The organism is Enterobacter sp. E12 (assembly GCF_014596715.2).
GTDB classification, from domain to species: domain Bacteria; phylum Pseudomonadota; class Gammaproteobacteria; order Enterobacterales; family Enterobacteriaceae; genus Enterobacter; species Enterobacter bugandensis.
On sequence record NZ_CP115601.1, the window covers coordinates 4,177,710 to 4,193,240 of the forward strand.

A 15,531-nucleotide genomic window follows, 5' to 3' on the forward strand; every position below is an offset into this window, starting at 1 on the left:
TCTGCTGCCGCTGGCTAAATTAGTAACTCATCCGACCACATAACAATAATTTTACACTGGAAGAGACTATGAGCCGCTACCCGTCGCTATTCGCCCCCCTCGATCTGGGGTTTACCACCCTCAAAAACCGCGTGCTGATGGGCTCGATGCACACCGGGCTGGAAGAGCGTCCGGACGGAGCCGAGCGCCTGGCGGCCTTCTATGCCGAACGCGCCCGCCACGGGGTGGCGCTGATTGTCACCGGCGGCGTAGCCCCTGCCCCTTCAGGCGTGACGATGGAGGGCGGCGCAGTTCTGAATGATGCGACACAGCTGCCGCATCACCGCATTGTCACGGACGCGGTGCATAACGAAGGCGGCAAAATCGCCCTGCAAATTCTGCACACCGGGCGCTACAGCTATCAGCCAAAGCTGGTTGCGCCATCGGCTATTCAGGCGCCGATTAACCGCTTTACCCCTCACGCCCTCAGCCACGACGAGATCCTGGCGCTGATCGACGATTTTGCCCGCTGCGCCGCGCTGGCGCGTGAGGCGGGCTACGACGGCGTGGAGGTGATGGGCTCTGAAGGCTATCTGATTAACGAATTCCTCGCCGCACGCACCAACCAGCGCGACGACGAATGGGGCGGTGACTATACCCGCCGCATGCGCTTTGCCGTGGAGGTGGTGCGCGCGGTGCGCGAACGTGCGGGCGCGGACTTTATAATTATCTTCCGCCTGTCGATGCTCGACCTGGTGGAGGGCGGCGGCACGTTCGACGAAACCGTGCAGCTGGCGCAGGCGATTGAAGCCGCAGGTGCCACCATCATCAACACCGGGATTGGCTGGCACGAAGCGCGCATCCCGACCATCGCCACGCCGGTGCCGCGCGCGGCGTTCAGCTGGGTAACGCGCAAGCTGAAGGGCAAAGTCTCCGTTCCGCTGGTTACCACTAACCGCATTAACGACCCGCAGGTGGCGGACGATGTGATCTCACGCGGCGACGCCGATATGGTATCGATGGCGCGTCCGTTCCTCGCGGACTCCGAACTGCTCTCCAAAGCGCAAAGCGGCCGTGCGGATGAGATCAACACCTGCATCGGCTGTAACCAGGCCTGTCTGGATCAAATATTCGCCGGCAAAGTCACCTCATGCCTGGTGAACCCCCGCGCCTGTCATGAAACCAAAATGCCGGTGGTTGCGACAGTCAATAAAAAACGCCTGGCCGTGGTGGGCGCTGGCCCCGCTGGGCTGGCGTTTGCGGTGAATGCCGCCTCGCGCGGGCACAGCGTGACGCTGTTTGATGCAGCCGGTGAAATTGGCGGGCAGTTTAATATTGCCAAACAGATCCCCGGCAAAGAGGAGTTCTATGAAACCCTGCGCTACTACCGCCGGATGATCGATATGACGGGTGTTGATCTGCGGCTTAACCAGCTTGTCAGCGCGGCGGATCTGATCGGTTTCGACGAGGTGATCCTCGCGAGCGGGATCGCACCGCGCACGCCTGCAATCGAGGGTATCGATCATCCGAAGGTGTTGAGCTATCTGGACGTATTGCGTGACAAAGCGCCCGTTGGCGAGAAGGTGGCGATTATCGGCTGCGGCGGGATCGGCTTTGATACCGCGATGTATTTAAGCCAGCCGGGCGAGGCCACCAGCCAGAACATCGCCGAGTTTTGCGTAGAATGGGGCATTGATACCAGCCTGAGCCAGTCCGGCGGATTACGGCCGGAAGGGCCGCAGCTGCCGAAAAGCCCGCGCCAGATCGTGATGCTCCAGCGTAAGGCCAGTAAGCCGGGTGAAGGGCTGGGCAAAACCACGGGCTGGATCCACCGCGCCACCCTGCTCTCGCGCGGAGTGAAGATGATCCCGGGGGTGAGCTACCAGAAGATCGACGACGACGGGCTGCATGTGCTGATCGGTGGTGAACCGCAGCTGTTGCGCGTGGATCATGTGATTTTGTGCGCCGGACAGGAGCCAAAGCGCGATCTGGCCGATCCGCTGCGCGAAGCGGGTAAAACGGTGCATTTGATCGGCGGGTGCGACATGGCGATGGAGCTGGATGCGCGGCGGGCGATTGCGCAGGGCACCCAGCTTGCACTGGTTATTTAGCGACGACGCCCCAGCTTCACCGCTTTCAGCACCACAAACTTGTTATTGGTCGCAATGGTGACGCAGTTGCCGAAAATCTTCTTCAGCTTGTGGAAGTAGTCCAGGTGGCGGTTCGCCACGATATACAGCTCGCCGTTGATTTTCAGGCAGCGGCGCGCGTGGTGGAACATCTCCCACGCGACGTTATCCGTCAGGGCGTGCTTCTGGTGGAAGGGCGGGTTGCAGAAAACGGCGTTGAAGCGGAAAGGCTCAACGCCGGAGAGCGCGTTGTTGATCATAAATTCGCAGCGATCCACCGCTTCCGGCATGTTGGTTTCTACGTTCAGACGGCTGGAGGCCACCGCCATCGGCGACTCGTCGCTGAACACCACGCTGGCTTCCGGATTCTTCGCCAGCAGCGTCAGGCCAATCACGCCATTGCCGCAGCCCAGGTCGACAATTTCACCTTCCAGATTTTCCGGCAGATGTTCGATAAAGAAACGTGCGCCAATATCCAGCCCGGTGCGGGAGAAGACGTTCGCATGGTTATGGATGGTCCAGTCGGTGCCTTCCAGTTTCCAGCTCAGCGTCTCAGGCGCGTCGGCCAGCTCCGGCGCGCTGAAAGTGCAGTTGATCAGGCGCGCTTTTTTCCAGGCCAGCGTCGTGGTGGTTGGGCCGAGCACTTTCTCGAACAGCTCCAGCGTCGAGGTGTGAATATCGCGCGCTTTGGCACCCGCGATAATGCGCGTATCCGGCGTGACGACCTTGCGCAGCGCGCGAAGCTGCTGCTCCAGCAGCGCCATGGTTTTTGGCACTTTGATCAGCACCACGCCCGGCGCCTGCGGGTAGTCCGCGGTGCTGTCGAGGAACTTCACGCTGGACTCGTCGATGTCGTTATGGCGCAGGTTTTCACGCGTCGCCAGTTCGCTCAGGTAGGAATCGCCGATGCTGTACGGCGTGTGCTCTGCCAGGGCGCAGCCCAGGGCACCAAACGCGTCATTCAGGATCAGAACCGGGCCGCGGATTTCAGTCTCATCCAACTGCTGCAGCAGATATTCATCCGCCGCTTCCCACGCCTGAAGCGGGTTAACGTCGTCCGTTTCCGGGAAACGTTTAAGGTTGAGTGAACGGAAACCGTTGTCTAAGTGGCTCATCGGCCCTCCTGAATGGTAAAATTTGGCGTATCCCTGAAAAGGGTGCGTGAGTATACCCGTTTTCGCATTAATTTGGGCTTTTGATGAACCAACTTACTTATCTCCAGGGCTATCCGGAGCATTTACTGACTCAGGTTCGCAGCCTGATTGCCGAGCAGAAGCTCGGCGCGGTGCTGGAAAAACGCTATCCCGGCACGCACGATTTCGCGACCGATAAGGCCCTCTGGCAGTATACGCAGGATCTGAAAAGCCGGTATCTGAAGAGCGCGCCGCCGATCAACAAGGTGATGTACGACAACAAGATCCACGTGCTGAAAAACGCGCTCGGTCTGCACACCGCCATCTCCCGCGTGCAGGGCGGCAAGCTGAAGGCTAAGGCGGAGATCCGCGTGGCGACGGTGTTTCGTAACGCGCCGGAAGCCTTTCTGCGGATGATCGTGGTGCATGAGCTGGCGCACCTGAAAGAGAAAGAGCACGACAAAGCGTTCTATTCCCTGTGCTGCCACATGGAGCCGCAGTATCACCAGCTGGAGTTTGATACCCGCCTGTGGCTTACGCATTTATCGTTAAATGGTAATGCGGAATAGCGCACTGGTTTTGCAATAATCCCGTGCTACAGTGGCTAAAGGTTCCCCGCTACGGAGTACGTAAACGTTTATGATACGTTTCGCAGTCATTGGAACGAACTGGATCACGCGCCAGTTCGTCGACGCCGCCCACGAAACCGGCAAACTTAAACTCACCGCAGTCTATTCCCGCAGCCTTGAGCAGGCGCAGAGCTTTGCTAACGACTACCTCGTCGAGCATCTCTTCACCTCCCTGGATGAAATGGCGCAAAGCGACGCCATTGACGCGGTTTATATCGCCAGCCCGAACTCCCTGCACTTCCCGCAAACGGCGCTGTTTCTCGGCCACAAAAAGCACGTGATTTGCGAGAAGCCGCTGGCGTCGAATATCGAAGAAGTGGAAGCGGCCATTGCGCTTGCCCGCGAAAACCAGGTGGTGCTGTTCGAAGCGTTCAAAACCGCCAGCCTGCCGAATTTCTTTCTTCTGCAGCAGTCCCTGCCGAAAATTGGCAAAGTGCGCAAAGCCTTTATCAACTACTGCCAGTATTCGTCGCGCTATCAGCGCTATCTGGACGGCGAGAATCCGAATACCTTTAACCCGGCCTTCTCAAACGGCTCGATTATGGATATCGGTTTTTACTGCCTGGCCTCTGCCGTAGCGCTGTGGGGCGAGCCGCACGGCGTTACGGCCACCGCCAGCCTGCTGGATAGCGGCGTGGATGCACACGGTTTGGTGGTGCTGGATTACGGTGATTTCAGCGTCACGCTGCAGCACTCCAAGGTGAGCGATTCCGTGTTGCCGAGCGAAATTCAGGGCGAAGCCGGGTCGCTGGTCATCGAGAAGATCTCCGAATGCCAGAAGGTGAGCTTCGTGCCGCGCGGCGGCAAAGCGCAGGAACTGACGCAGCCTCAGCATATTAACACTATGCTCTATGAGGCAGAGGTCTTCGCCCGTCTGGTGGAAGACAACGAAGTGAATCACCCAGGCCTTGCGGTAAGCCGCACCACGGCGAAGCTGCAAACCGAGATCCGCCGCCAGACCGGCGTGGTGTTCCCGGCAGACGGCGTCGGCGCGGAAGCGATCGCGTAAAGCTGTGTAATGAAACGGCGCAGGCCATTGACGAAACCGATGGTCTGACATATTTTGTTACCTGCAAAGGGGAGTAACTTCTTCGCCGGTGGATCGTCATTACGATGCGTAAAATATGCATCCGGTCGCCGGGCAACCTTCGTGGTTGTAAGTGAGACCTTGCCGGAAGGCGAGGTCTATGCATAAAAAGCTAACGGCTATCGTCTTCTGACCATGGCCGTTTTTGTTTTTTATGTGTAAGGAAAATAGTATGCATTCTGTCGGCACTCCAATGCTGTGGGGCGGATTCGCGGTTGTCGTGCTCATCATGCTGGCGATCGACCTCTTTTTGCAGGGTCGTCGCGGCGAGCACGGCATGAGCGTTAAGCAGGCCGCCGTCTGGTCGCTGGTCTGGGTTACCCTCTCGCTCCTCTTTTGCGCCGCCTTCTGGTGGTATCTGGCCTCGACCGAAGGCCGTGCGGTGGCCGATCCTCAGGCGCTCGCCTTCCTCACCGGTTATCTGATTGAAAAAGCCCTGGCGGTTGATAACGTCTTCGTCTGGCTGATGCTGTTCAGCTACTTTGCTGTGCCTGCAGCCCTGCAGCGCCGCGTGCTGGTCTACGGCGTGCTGGGTGCCATTGTCCTGCGTACCATCATGATCTTCGCCGGCAGCTGGCTAATTACCCAGTTCGAATGGCTGCTGTACGTGTTCGGCGCGTTCCTGCTGTTCACCGGGGTCAAGATGGCGCTGGCGAAAGAAGACGATACCGGTATCGGTGATAAGCCGCTGGTGAAGTGGATCCGCGGCCATCTGCGCATGACGGACAAGATCGAGAGCGAGCACTTCTTCGTGCGTAAGAACGGCCTGCTGTTTGCTACCCCGCTGCTGCTGGTGCTGATTCTGGTCGAGCTGAGCGACGTGATTTTCGCGGTAGACAGCATCCCGGCAATCTTCGCGGTGACGACTGATCCGTTCATCGTGCTGACCTCTAACCTGTTTGCGATCCTCGGCCTGCGTGCGATGTACTTCCTGCTGGCAGGCGCGGCAGAGCGCTTCTCGATGCTGAAATACGGTCTGTCGGTGATCCTGGTGTTTATCGGTATCAAGATGCTGATCGTGGATTTCTACCACATCCCGATCGCCATTTCGCTTGGCGTGGTGTTCGGCATTCTGCTGGTGACGCTGGTTATCAATACCTGGGTTAACCGCCAGCACGATAAAAAGCAGCAGGCGGAGTAATCCCCTCACCCTCACCCTAACCCTCTCCTCAAAGGGGAGAGGGTTAACACACTTTTGTGACTCAATAGTTAAAAAATATGATGTGACACGTAAAATCCAGCATTTTACTCTTCCGCCTTTCCCCGCTTTCCTTGATACTCAACCAGGCAAACAAATATTTACATCCTGAAATAAATGTGACTTAGAGCACATCCAGGATGGAACACAATTTCACTTAGGAATTTAGTATGAGCACACAATCTAAGGGCCTGCTTGCGCGTCTGACGCAGGGTAGCCTGGTTAAACAAATCCTGGTAGGTCTGGTTCTGGGTATTCTGCTGGCGCTGGTGTCAAAACCCGCCGCGGAAGCGACGGGGCTTCTCGGAACGCTTTTCGTGGGCGCGCTGAAGGCCGTTGCACCGGTGCTGGTACTGATGCTGGTCATGGCTTCTATCGCCAATCACCAACACGGACAAAAAACCAACATTCGCCCGATTCTCTTTTTATATCTGCTGGGCACGTTTTCTGCTGCGCTGACCGCAGTGGTCTTTAGCTTCCTCTTCCCCTCCACGCTACATCTGACCTCTGCGGCGGGCGACGTCACGCCGCCTTCAGGCATTGTGGAAGTGCTGCGCGGCCTGCTGATGAGCATGGTTACGAACCCCATTGATGCTCTGCTGAATGCCAACTACATTGGCATTCTGGTGTGGGCGATCGGCCTGGGCTTCGCCCTGCGTCACGGCAACGAAACGACGAAAAACCTGGTCAACGACATGTCCAACGCCGTGACCTTTATCGTTAAGGTCGTGATTCGCTTTGCGCCCATCGGTATCTTCGGTCTGGTGTCGTCTACCCTGGCCACAACCGGCTTTGACGCGCTGTGGGGCTACGCGCAGCTGCTAATGGTGCTGGTCGGCTGTATGCTGCTGGTGGCGCTGGTGATCAACCCGCTGCTGGTGTTCTGGCAGATCCGCCGTAACCCGTATCCGCTGGTGCTCACCTGCCTGCGCGAGAGCGGCGTATACGCCTTCTTCACCCGCAGCTCGGCGGCAAACATTCCGGTTAACATGGCGCTGGCGGAGAAGCTGAACCTGGACCGCGATACCTATTCCGTGTCGATCCCGCTGGGTGCGACAGTGAACATGGCAGGTGCGGCGATCACCATCACCGTGCTGACCCTGGCGGCAGTGCAAACGCTGGGTATTCCTGTGGATCTGCCAACGGCGCTGCTGCTGAGCGTGGTGGCGTCGCTGTGTGCCTGTGGCGCATCCGGCGTGGCGGGCGGTTCGCTGCTGCTGATCCCGCTGGCGTGCAATATGTTCGGCATCCCGAACGAGATCGCCATGCAGGTTGTGGCCGTCGGCTTCATCATCGGCGTGCTGCAGGACTCCTGCGAAACCGCGCTGAACTCCTCTACAGACGTGCTGTTCACCGCAGCGGCCTGTCAGGCGGAAGACGCGCGTTTAGCGAAGAACGCGCTGCGAGGTTAACAGCAAAACGGCAACCCTGAGGTTGCCGTTTTTAGTGTTTCTACCCTCTCCCCGTGGGAGAGGGTCAGGGTGAGGGCATCAGGCCGCAGCGATTAAAGTTCAGTAGGTCGGGTAAGCGCTAGCGCCACCCGATAAAACATTTAAAGCGTCACACCACTCTTAAAGATCGCCAGCTCGCGGAAGTCGTTCTTCTCGTTACAGGTCTGCCTGCCGTTAGCAAACTCCACGATAGTGTCCACGAACTCCGTCAGCAGCTGCGGCATCGCTTTGCCGTGGATCAGCTGGCCTGCGTCGAAATCGATCCAGTGCTTTTTCTTCGCCGCCAGCTCACTGTTGGTGGCGATTTTCACCGTCGGCACAAAACCGCCGTACGGCGTACCGCGACCGGTGCTGAACAACACCATGTGACAGCCCGCCCCCGCCAGCGCGCTGGTGGCGACCGCATCGTTACCCGGTGCGCTCAGCAGGTTCAGGCCGTGGGTTTTCAGGCGTTCGCCGTAGCGCAGAACGTCCACCACCTGGCTGGCCCCCGCTTTCTGGGTGCAGCCGAGGGATTTCTCCTCCAGCGTGGTGATTCCGCCCGCCTTGTTCCCCGGCGACGGGTTCTCGTAAATCGGCTGATTGTGGGCAATGAAGTACTGTTTGAAGTCGTTCACCATGGTGACGGTCTTCTCAAACGTCTCTTCGTCGCGGCAGTGGCTCATCAGAATGCGCTCCGCGCCAAACATCTCCGGCACTTCGGTCAGCACCGTGGTGCCGCCGTTGGCAATCACGTAATCCGAGAAGCGGCCCAGCATTGGGTTAGCGGTAATGCCGGAAAGACCGTCAGACCCGCCGCACTCCAGGCCAAACTTTAGTTCGCTCAGCCTGCCCGGCTCGCGCCTGTCGTGGCGCATCACCTCATACAGCTGATGCAGCTGCTCAACGCCCGCTTCCACTTCGTCGTCCTGATGCTGGCACACCATGAAGTGAACGCGCTCAGGGTCGAATTCTCCCAGCGTGTCGCGGAAGGCGTCGACCTGGTTGTTCTCGCAGCCGAGGCCGATCACCAGCACCGCGCCCGCATTCGGGTGGCGCACCATGTTTTGCAGCATGGTGCGGGTGTTAATGTGGTCGTCACCCAGCTGGGAGCAGCCGTAGGTGTGGCTGAACAGATGTACCCCGTCGATGCCCTCGGCATCGTGGGTCTCCTTCAGAAAGCGGGTCTGGATCTGACGCGCAATGCCGTTCACGCAGCCGACGGTCGGCAGGATCCACAGCTCGTTGCGGATCCCCACATCACCGTTTGCGCGACGATAGATTTGCACCTCACGATCCCCCGCCTGCACGCCTGCCTTCGGTAGTTCAGGCTGATAGCTGTACTCGTCCAGATCGCTGAGATTGGTGCGGGTATTGTGGGAATGAATATATTCACCCGGCGCAATATCCGCCAGCGCATGGCCGATGGGCAAACCGTACTTCACCACGTTCTCCCCTTTTGCAATGGGGATCAGGGCAAACTTGTGTCCACGGCCAATGGCCTGGCGCAACGTGACCGACTGGTTATCGAAGGCCACTTCCGTGCCTTCGGTTAAATCTGCCAGCGCGACGGCCACGTTATCCAGCGAATGGATTTTGATGTATTGCATATCAACCTCAGACGGCCTTAGTTCAGTTCAATGGCGAAGTAGTCACGTGCATTGTTAAAGCAGATGTTTTTCACCATGTCGCCCAGCAGCTGGAGATCCGCTGGCGCTTCGCCCGCATGCACCCAGCGGCCAATCATCTGGCACAGAATGCGGCGGAAATATTCATGACGGGTATAGGACAGGAAGCTGCGGCTGTCGGTCAGCATACCCACGAAGCGGCTTAACAGACCGAGCTGCGCCAGCTGCGTCATCTGACGCTCCATGCCGTCTTTCTGATCGTTGAACCACCAGCCGGATCCGAACTGCATCTTGCCCGGCATACCTTCGCCCTGGAAGTTGCCCACCATGGTGCCCAGCACTTCGTTATCGCGCGGGTTCAGGCAGTAGAGAATGGTTTTCGGCAGCAGGTTTTGCTCGTTCTGTTTGCTCAGCAGTTTTGAAAGCTCTTCCGCCAGCGGGCGGTCGTTGATGGAGTCAAAGCCCACGTCCGCGCCCAGCAGTTTGAACTGGCGCTGGTTGTTATTGCGCAGCGCGCCGATGTGGTACTGCTGTACCCAGCCGCGACGCGCGTATTCCGCACCGAGGAATACCAGTACCGCCGTTTTGAACTGCGCCACTTCGTGCTCGCTAAGCGATTCACCGGAGAGGCGACGCGCCAGGATGCTGTCCAGTTCAGCTTCGTTGGATTCCGCGAACAGCACCACGTCCAGCGCATGGTCAGAGACTTTACAGCCGTGCGCCGCGAAGTGGTCCAGGCGTTTGGTCAGCGCGGTTTGCAGATCGGCGAAACGACGGATGTCGGTATCGGACACTTCCGCCAGCTTCGCCATATAGTCGTTGAACGTGGCCTGTTCGATGTTGAAGGCTTTGTCCGGGCGCCAGCTTGGCAGCACTTTAATGTCAAAAGAGGCGTCTTTGGCGACAACGGCATGATGCTCCAGGGAGTCAATCGGATCGTCGGTGGTGCCCACCATCTTCACGTTCATCTGCTTCATGATGCCGCGCGCGGAGAAGTTATCCTGCGCCAGCAGTTCGTTGCACTGGTCCCAGATTTCATCCGCCGTAGCGGGAGAAAGCAGCTTGCCGGTGATGCCAAACGGACGGCGTAGTTCGAGGTGCGTCCAGTGGTAAAGCGGGTTGCCGATAGTGTGCGGAACGGTCGCCGCCCAGGCGTCGAACTTCTCGCGATCGGTCGCGTCGCCGGTACACAGGCGCTCGGCCACGCCGTTGGTGCGCATTGCGCGCCATTTATAGTGGTCACCCTTCAGCCAGATATCATACAGGTTTTTGAAACGGTAATTTTCGGCAACCTGCTGCGGCGGTAAGTGGCAGTGGTAGTCGAAAATCGGCTGGTCTTTAGCGTAGTCGTGGTACAGGCGGCGGGCAAATTCGGTATCTAACAGAAAATCGTCGGTCATAAACGGCGTCATTATCGTCTTCCTCATTACGGGAGCGTCAGAAAGCGTATGTTCATATGCTGCAAAGTTATCACACCAATTTCCACCCACCGAAGCTTTTTTCGTGAGTGAGATCAATAAACGCTAACAAATAAATTACCCTCAATGGGTTAAACCCTTCTACAGGCCGCGCCGTTTCTGGCTTTGCGCGCAGCGATTAATGTCCCTACAAAGAATCATACATTTGTGATGTCACTCACCTTTTAAAGTTGTATGACAAGTTATCGTTTCGCCGTCGCAAACACTAAGCCGACGGAATGCGTTACCGGTGTGAGACACATCGGATTTAACGGTACGGATACCGACTTATGCACGCTTACTTATGGCAAGGTTCGGGCCGTTCCGGGACATCTCCCGGTTATGCCCCTCCCGTTACACAACTGCTCCCGGCAACGGTTGAGAGGTTGCCGTGCTCTGGCGCGGAAATAACATAACGATGAGGTTTTAGATGCGTAAAATTAAAGGGTTACGTTGGTATATGATCGCACTGGTGACGCTGGGCACCGTGCTGGGCTACCTGACACGTAACACCGTGGCAGCCGCGGCGCCGACGTTGATGGAAGAGCTGCATATCTCCACGCAGCAATACTCTTACATCATCGCGGCCTATTCTGCCGCTTACACCGTCATGCAGCCTGTTGCTGGGTATGTTCTCGATATTCTGGGTACCAAAATCGGCTATGCCTTCTTCGCCATCGCCTGGGCGGTATTCTGCGGTGCAACCGCACTGGCAGGCAGCTGGGGCGGCCTGGCGCTGGCCCGTGGCGCGGTCGGTGCGGCAGAAGCCGCAATGATCCCGGCGGGGCTGAAAGCCAGCTCTGAGTGGTTCCCGGCAAAAGAGCGTTCCATCGCGGTGGGTTACTTCAACGTGGGCTCGTCCATCGGCGCAATGATTGCGCCGCCGCTGGTGGTGTGGGCCATCGTGATGCACAGCTGGCAGATGGCATTCATTATCTCTGGCGTGCTGAGCTTCGCCTGGGCAATGGCGTGGCTGGTTTTCTATAAACACCCGCGCGATCAGAAAAAACTCTCCGAGGAAGAACGCGAATACATTATTGGTGGTCAGGAAGCGCAGCATCAGACCAACAATGGCAAGAAGATGTCCGTCTGGCAGATCCTGGGCACCCGTCAGTTCTGGGGTATCGCCCTGCCGCGCTTCCTGGCTGAACCGGCCTGGGGTACCTTTAACGCGTGGATCCCACTGTTTATGTTTAAAGTCTATGGCTTTAACCTGAAAGAGATCGCGATGTTCGCCTGGATGCCGATGCTGTTCGCTGACCTGGGCTGTATTGTAGGCGGCTACCTGCCGCCGATGTTCCAGCGCTGGTTTGGGGTGAACCTGATTGTTTCCCGTAAGATGGTGGTGACCATGGGCGCCCTGCTGATGATTGGCCCGGGCATGATCGGCCTGTTCACCAGTCCGTATGTGGCTATCGCCCTGCTGTGCATCGGTGGTTTTGCGCACCAGTCGCTCTCCGGCGCGCTGATTACGCTCTCCTCTGACGTCTTCGGTCGCAACGAAGTGGCCACCGCCAACGGCCTGACCGGGATGGCCGCGTGGACCGCGAGTACGATGTTTGCGCTGGTCGTCGGCGCGCTGGCTGATACCATCGGCTTCAGCCCGCTGTTCGCGGTGCTGGCAATCTTCGACCTGATGGGCGCGGTGGTTATCTGGACGGTGCTGAAAAGCAAATCCGCAGAGGAGCTGGCGAAAGAGTCCCTCGGGCGACCGGCTACGCAGAGTTAGCGAAAATGCGTTTCACCGAAGCCGCCCCCGGGCGGCTTTTTTAATGGCAAAATCTGGAGAGTATTCCGTGAAAGTGGTATAACAAATCATCTGCCGTACCCTGCCTGGAGCGCATATGGAAATCACCGAACCACGTCGTTTATATCAACAACTTGCTGCCGAGCTGAAAGATCGCATCGAGCAAGGGGTTTATCTTGTCGGTGATAAACTTCCCGCCGAGCGCTTTATCGCGGATGAAAAAAGCGTAAGCCGAACCGTGGTGCGCGAAGCGATTATCATGCTGGAAGTGGAAGGCTACGTTGAGGTACGCAAAGGTTCCGGCATTCACGTTATTTCTAATCAGCCTAAACACTCTCCGGTGGCGGATGAAAGTCTAGAATTCGCCAGCTACGGTCCGTTTGAGCTGCTCCAGGCTCGCCAGCTGATCGAAAGCAATATTGCCGAATTTGCCGCCACGCAGGTGACCAAGCAGGACATCATGAAGCTGATGGAGATCCAGGAGAACGCTCGCAAGGAAAAATGTTTCCGTGATTCCGAGTGGGACCTGCAGTTTCACGTTCAGGTCGCCCTGGCAACCCAAAATACAGCGCTGGCGGCAATCGTTGAGAAAATGTGGACTCAGCGCGTTCACAACCCGTACTGGAAAAAACTGCACGATCATATTGATTCGCGTACCGTGGACAACTGGTGTGACGACCACGATCAAATTCTTAAGGCGCTGATTCGTAAAGATCCCCACGCCGCGAAGCTCGCCATGTGGCAGCACCTGGAAAACACCAAGCAGATGCTCTTCAATGAAACCAGTGACGACTTCGAATTTAACGCTGACCGTTATCTTTTTGCCGATAATCCTGTCGTTCATCTCGATACGGCCCCGAGCGGCGCAAAATAGGCGACCTTTCTACCGGCAGGCGCTTCGCTGCGCCTCCCCGCCTGAATGGGTAAGCAAAACATATATAGTGTCAGCCTTTGTAAAATCCCTCGCTCACTTTCAGGGCTTACGCCAAAATCACCTCACCCTGCAAATTCTGTGACGCAGAACGTTGGGCTTTGTTACAATTGGATTCACTTCGTTATTTTGAAAGTTAGTGCTTGCTAACCAGCCAATTAACAGGGAACAGTGTTGGCCACACCGCAATGTGTCCGCGAGCGACCATAATGAAATCACAACAATGTCGCCGTGCTGTTTGTCCCGGATAACAGGCGAGACGTTAACCGATTTCCAGGAACACTGAATGGAACTTTTGACCCAACTGCTGCATGCCCTTTGGGCGCAGGATTTTGAAACGCTGGCCAACCCTTCCATGATTGGCATGCTCTATTTTGTCTTGTTTATGATTCTGTTCCTTGAGAATGGTTTGCTGCCTGCAGCCTTCTTGCCGGGTGACAGTTTGCTGGTGCTTGTCGGCGTGCTGTGTGCCAAAGGCGCAATGGCGTTCCCGCAAACCATTTTATTACTGACCGTCGCGGCCAGCCTTGGCTGCTGGGTGAGCTATATCCAGGGAAGATGGCTGGGCAATACCCGAATAGTACAGAACTGGCTTTCCCATCTGCCTGCGCACTATCACCAGCGGGCACACCACCTGTTCCATAAGCATGGGCTTTCCGCGCTGCTGATTGGCCGCTTTATCGCCTTTGTGCGCACCCTGCTGCCCACCATTGCCGGGCTGTCCGGGTTGAGCAGCGCACGCTTCCAGTTCTTCAACTGGATGAGCGGCCTGTTATGGGTTCTGATCCTGACGACGCTGGGCTATGCGCTGGGTAAGACGCCGGTCTTCATGAAATATGAAGATCAGCTGATGTCCTGCCTGATGCTGCTACCTGTTGTTCTGCTGGTCTTCGGCCTGATCGGCTCGCTGGTTGTCCTGTGGAAGAAAAAATACGGAGCGCGAGGTTAACGATGGTTATCTCACCGCTCGCCATGCGCCGCTTTGCCTGTGCCTTTATTGCACTGGTGATGCTCAGCGCCGTACTGCTGGCCTGGAACACGCTTTCACATCAGGACGCTACGCTGGCCATTCGCCCGGTAAACCAGGGGGGCGGTGTGCCTGACGGTTTTTCTGTCTGGCATCATCTGGATGCAAACGGCATCCGCTTTAAAAGCATCACCCCGCAGGACGATGTTTTACTGATTAAGTTTGATTCCCGTGCGCAGAGCGCTGCCGCGAAAGCGGTTCTTGACCGTACGCTGCCGCACGGCTATATCATTGCCCAGCAGGAAGATGACAACCCGCCAGCCGCGTGGTTATCATTGATTCGCGATACGTCGCATCGGTTTGGATAACTTCCTGGATTCCGAATCTTTTCACTCACTTTGGTGAATCCCCCGTTTACTTACTATGCTTAAGTACGCGGAGCACCCCTCAAATGTACTCCGCATCATTTTGGATAGCGGCTAACCCCGCAGCACAATGGAAGGTTTCGATAATGAAATTCCGCATGACCCTGGCTCTGGCCCTTTTTTCTTTAAGCACAACGACCTTCGCAAACTCTCTCTGTCAGGAGAAAGAACAGGATATTCAGCGTGAGATCGGTTATGCCGAAAAGCATAACAATCAGCACCGTGTTGATGGTCTCAAAAAAGCGCTGAGCGAAGTGAAAGCGAACTGTTCAGACAGCAAGCTGCGTGCCGATCACCAAAAGAAAATCGCTGAACAGAAGGACGAGATAGCCGAGCGCCGTCAAGACCTGCAGGAAGCGAAAGAGAAAGGGGATGCGGAAAAAATTGCTAAGCGCGAGAAGAAGTTGAAAGAGGCGCAGGACGACCTGAAAGCGCTGGAAGCTCGCGATTATTGAGTTAACGGAAATCTCAACAGGAGAGAATCATGTCAAAAGATACGACGTCTGAACATCTGCGCGCTGAACTGAAATCCCTGGCCGATACCCTTGAAGAGGTGCTGAACTCCTCTGCCGATAAGTCGAAAGAAGAAGTAAGCAAGCTGCGCAGCAAAGCGGAGCAGGCGCTGAAAGAGAGCCGCTACCGCCTGGGTGAAACCGGTGATGCACTGGCGAAACAGACCCGTGAAGCGGCTGCGCGTGCAGATGAATATGTGCGCGACAATCCATGGACGGGAGTTGGTATTGGTGCCGCAGTGGGTGTGGTGCTGGGTGTCCTGCTGACGCGTCGTTGAT

14 protein-coding genes are annotated in these 15,531 nt (G+C 56.9%); 11 read left to right on the forward strand and 3 right to left on the reverse strand.

Annotation, left to right across the window (positions count from 1 at the left end):
- Positions 1-68: 68 nt before the first annotated feature.
- Complete coding sequence (locus tag IB212_RS19955; protein WP_188245731.1) at positions 69-2,090, forward strand: NADPH-dependent 2,4-dienoyl-CoA reductase; 2,022 nt, start codon at positions 69-71, stop codon at positions 2,088-2,090.
- Here IB212_RS19955 and rlmG read toward each other — a convergent pair.
- Complete coding sequence (gene rlmG / locus IB212_RS19960) at positions 2,087-3,223, reverse strand: 23S rRNA (guanine(1835)-N(2))-methyltransferase RlmG (RefSeq protein WP_188245732.1); 1,137 nt, start codon at positions 3,221-3,223, stop codon at positions 2,087-2,089. The two genes, IB212_RS19955 and rlmG, sit on opposite strands and share 4 nt — an antisense overlap.
- Before the next feature lie 83 nt (positions 3,224-3,306).
- On the opposite strand from rlmG, the gene IB212_RS19965 reads away from it, so the two are divergent.
- The 4 genes from IB212_RS19965 (at position 3,307) to sstT (ending at position 7,567) form a co-directional block, all read left to right on the forward strand.
- Positions 3,307-3,810 carry a YgjP-like metallopeptidase domain-containing protein gene (locus IB212_RS19965; protein ID WP_023333531.1) on the forward strand — a complete coding sequence of 168 codons (504 nt, stop codon included), beginning with the start codon at positions 3,307-3,309 and terminating at the stop codon, positions 3,808-3,810.
- A gap of 70 nt (positions 3,811-3,880) precedes the next feature.
- Positions 3,881-4,879, forward strand: coding sequence for a Gfo/Idh/MocA family protein (locus tag IB212_RS19970; RefSeq protein ID WP_188245733.1), 999 nt, complete (start codon positions 3,881-3,883; stop codon positions 4,877-4,879).
- 250 nt (positions 4,880-5,129) lie between these two features.
- Complete coding sequence (locus IB212_RS19975; RefSeq protein WP_047367080.1) at positions 5,130-6,098, forward strand: TerC family protein; 969 nt, start codon at positions 5,130-5,132, stop codon at positions 6,096-6,098.
- Positions 6,099-6,325: 227 nt separating this feature from the next.
- Positions 6,326-7,567 carry a serine/threonine transporter SstT gene (gene sstT, locus IB212_RS19980; protein ID WP_041907970.1) on the forward strand — a complete coding sequence of 414 codons (1,242 nt, stop codon included), beginning with the start codon at positions 6,326-6,328 and terminating at the stop codon, positions 7,565-7,567.
- A 140-nt stretch (positions 7,568-7,707) separates the two neighbouring features.
- Here sstT and IB212_RS19985 read toward each other — a convergent pair whose 3' ends face one another.
- A complete protein-coding gene (locus IB212_RS19985; RefSeq protein WP_041907967.1) occupies positions 7,708-9,195 on the reverse strand; it encodes a UxaA family hydrolase in 1,488 nt (495 codons plus the stop codon).
- Positions 9,196-9,212: 17 nt separating this feature from the next.
- Positions 9,213-10,625 carry a glucuronate isomerase gene (gene uxaC / locus IB212_RS19990; RefSeq protein ID WP_041907965.1) on the reverse strand — a complete coding sequence of 471 codons (1,413 nt, stop codon included), beginning with the start codon at positions 10,623-10,625 and terminating at the stop codon, positions 9,213-9,215.
- Positions 10,626-11,100: 475 nt separating this feature from the next.
- Between uxaC and IB212_RS19995 the strand changes: the two genes are divergently transcribed.
- The 6 genes from IB212_RS19995 to IB212_RS20020 all read left to right on the forward strand — a co-directional run bounded on the left by IB212_RS19995 (position 11,101) and on the right by IB212_RS20020 (position 15,530).
- Positions 11,101-12,399 (forward strand): MFS transporter, encoded by a 1,299-nt coding sequence (locus IB212_RS19995; protein WP_041907963.1) that lies wholly within the window; start codon positions 11,101-11,103, stop codon positions 12,397-12,399.
- Between the two features lie 115 nt (positions 12,400-12,514).
- The gene (gene exuR / locus IB212_RS20000; RefSeq protein WP_028014506.1) at positions 12,515-13,291 is read left to right on the forward strand and encodes a transcriptional regulator ExuR; all 777 of its coding nucleotides are present in this window, start codon (positions 12,515-12,517) and stop codon (positions 13,289-13,291) included.
- Between the two features lie 343 nt (positions 13,292-13,634).
- Positions 13,635-14,297 carry a DedA family general envelope maintenance protein YqjA gene (yqjA, locus tag IB212_RS20005; protein ID WP_008503144.1) on the forward strand — a complete coding sequence of 221 codons (663 nt, stop codon included), beginning with the start codon at positions 13,635-13,637 and terminating at the stop codon, positions 14,295-14,297.
- 2 nt (positions 14,298-14,299) lie between these two features.
- Positions 14,300-14,683 carry an EnvZ/OmpR regulon moderator MzrA gene (gene mzrA, locus IB212_RS20010; protein WP_028014507.1) on the forward strand — a complete coding sequence of 128 codons (384 nt, stop codon included), beginning with the start codon at positions 14,300-14,302 and terminating at the stop codon, positions 14,681-14,683.
- Positions 14,684-14,826: 143 nt separating this feature from the next.
- A complete protein-coding gene (locus tag IB212_RS20015) occupies positions 14,827-15,195 on the forward strand; it encodes a DUF1090 domain-containing protein (protein WP_028014508.1) in 369 nt (122 codons plus the stop codon).
- A 29-nt stretch (positions 15,196-15,224) separates the two neighbouring features.
- Positions 15,225-15,530, forward strand: a complete 306-nt coding sequence (locus IB212_RS20020) for a YqjD family protein (protein WP_008503141.1) — start codon at positions 15,225-15,227, stop codon at positions 15,528-15,530.
- Position 15,531 lies beyond the last annotated feature (1 nt).

Excerpts from the sequence above, each read along its gene's own strand:
- sstT (WP_041907970.1), top strand. The coding sequence starts at position 6,326 with ATGAGCACACAATCTAAGGGCCTGCTTGCGCGTCTGACGCAGGGTAGC.
- IB212_RS19965 (WP_023333531.1), top strand. The coding sequence starts at position 3,307 with ATGAACCAACTTACTTATCTCCAGGGCTATCCGGAGCATTTACTGACT.
- IB212_RS19970 (WP_188245733.1), top strand. The coding sequence starts at position 3,881 with ATGATACGTTTCGCAGTCATTGGAACGAACTGGATCACGCGCCAGTTC.
- IB212_RS20020 (WP_008503141.1), top strand. The coding sequence starts at position 15,225 with ATGTCAAAAGATACGACGTCTGAACATCTGCGCGCTGAACTGAAATCC.
- IB212_RS19975 (WP_047367080.1), top strand. The coding sequence starts at position 5,130 with ATGCATTCTGTCGGCACTCCAATGCTGTGGGGCGGATTCGCGGTTGTC.
- exuR (WP_028014506.1), top strand. The coding sequence starts at position 12,515 with ATGGAAATCACCGAACCACGTCGTTTATATCAACAACTTGCTGCCGAG.
- uxaC (WP_041907965.1), bottom strand. The coding sequence starts at position 10,625 with ATGACGCCGTTTATGACCGACGATTTTCTGTTAGATACCGAATTTGCC.
- IB212_RS20015 (WP_028014508.1), top strand. The coding sequence starts at position 14,827 with ATGAAATTCCGCATGACCCTGGCTCTGGCCCTTTTTTCTTTAAGCACA.
- IB212_RS19955 (WP_188245731.1), top strand. The coding sequence starts at position 69 with ATGAGCCGCTACCCGTCGCTATTCGCCCCCCTCGATCTGGGGTTTACC.
- IB212_RS19985 (WP_041907967.1), bottom strand. The coding sequence starts at position 9,195 with ATGCAATACATCAAAATCCATTCGCTGGATAACGTGGCCGTCGCGCTG.
- yqjA (WP_008503144.1), top strand. The coding sequence starts at position 13,635 with ATGGAACTTTTGACCCAACTGCTGCATGCCCTTTGGGCGCAGGATTTT.
- rlmG (WP_188245732.1), bottom strand. The coding sequence starts at position 3,223 with ATGAGCCACTTAGACAACGGTTTCCGTTCACTCAACCTTAAACGTTTC.
- IB212_RS19995 (WP_041907963.1), top strand. The coding sequence starts at position 11,101 with ATGCGTAAAATTAAAGGGTTACGTTGGTATATGATCGCACTGGTGACG.
- mzrA (WP_028014507.1), top strand. The coding sequence starts at position 14,300 with ATGGTTATCTCACCGCTCGCCATGCGCCGCTTTGCCTGTGCCTTTATT.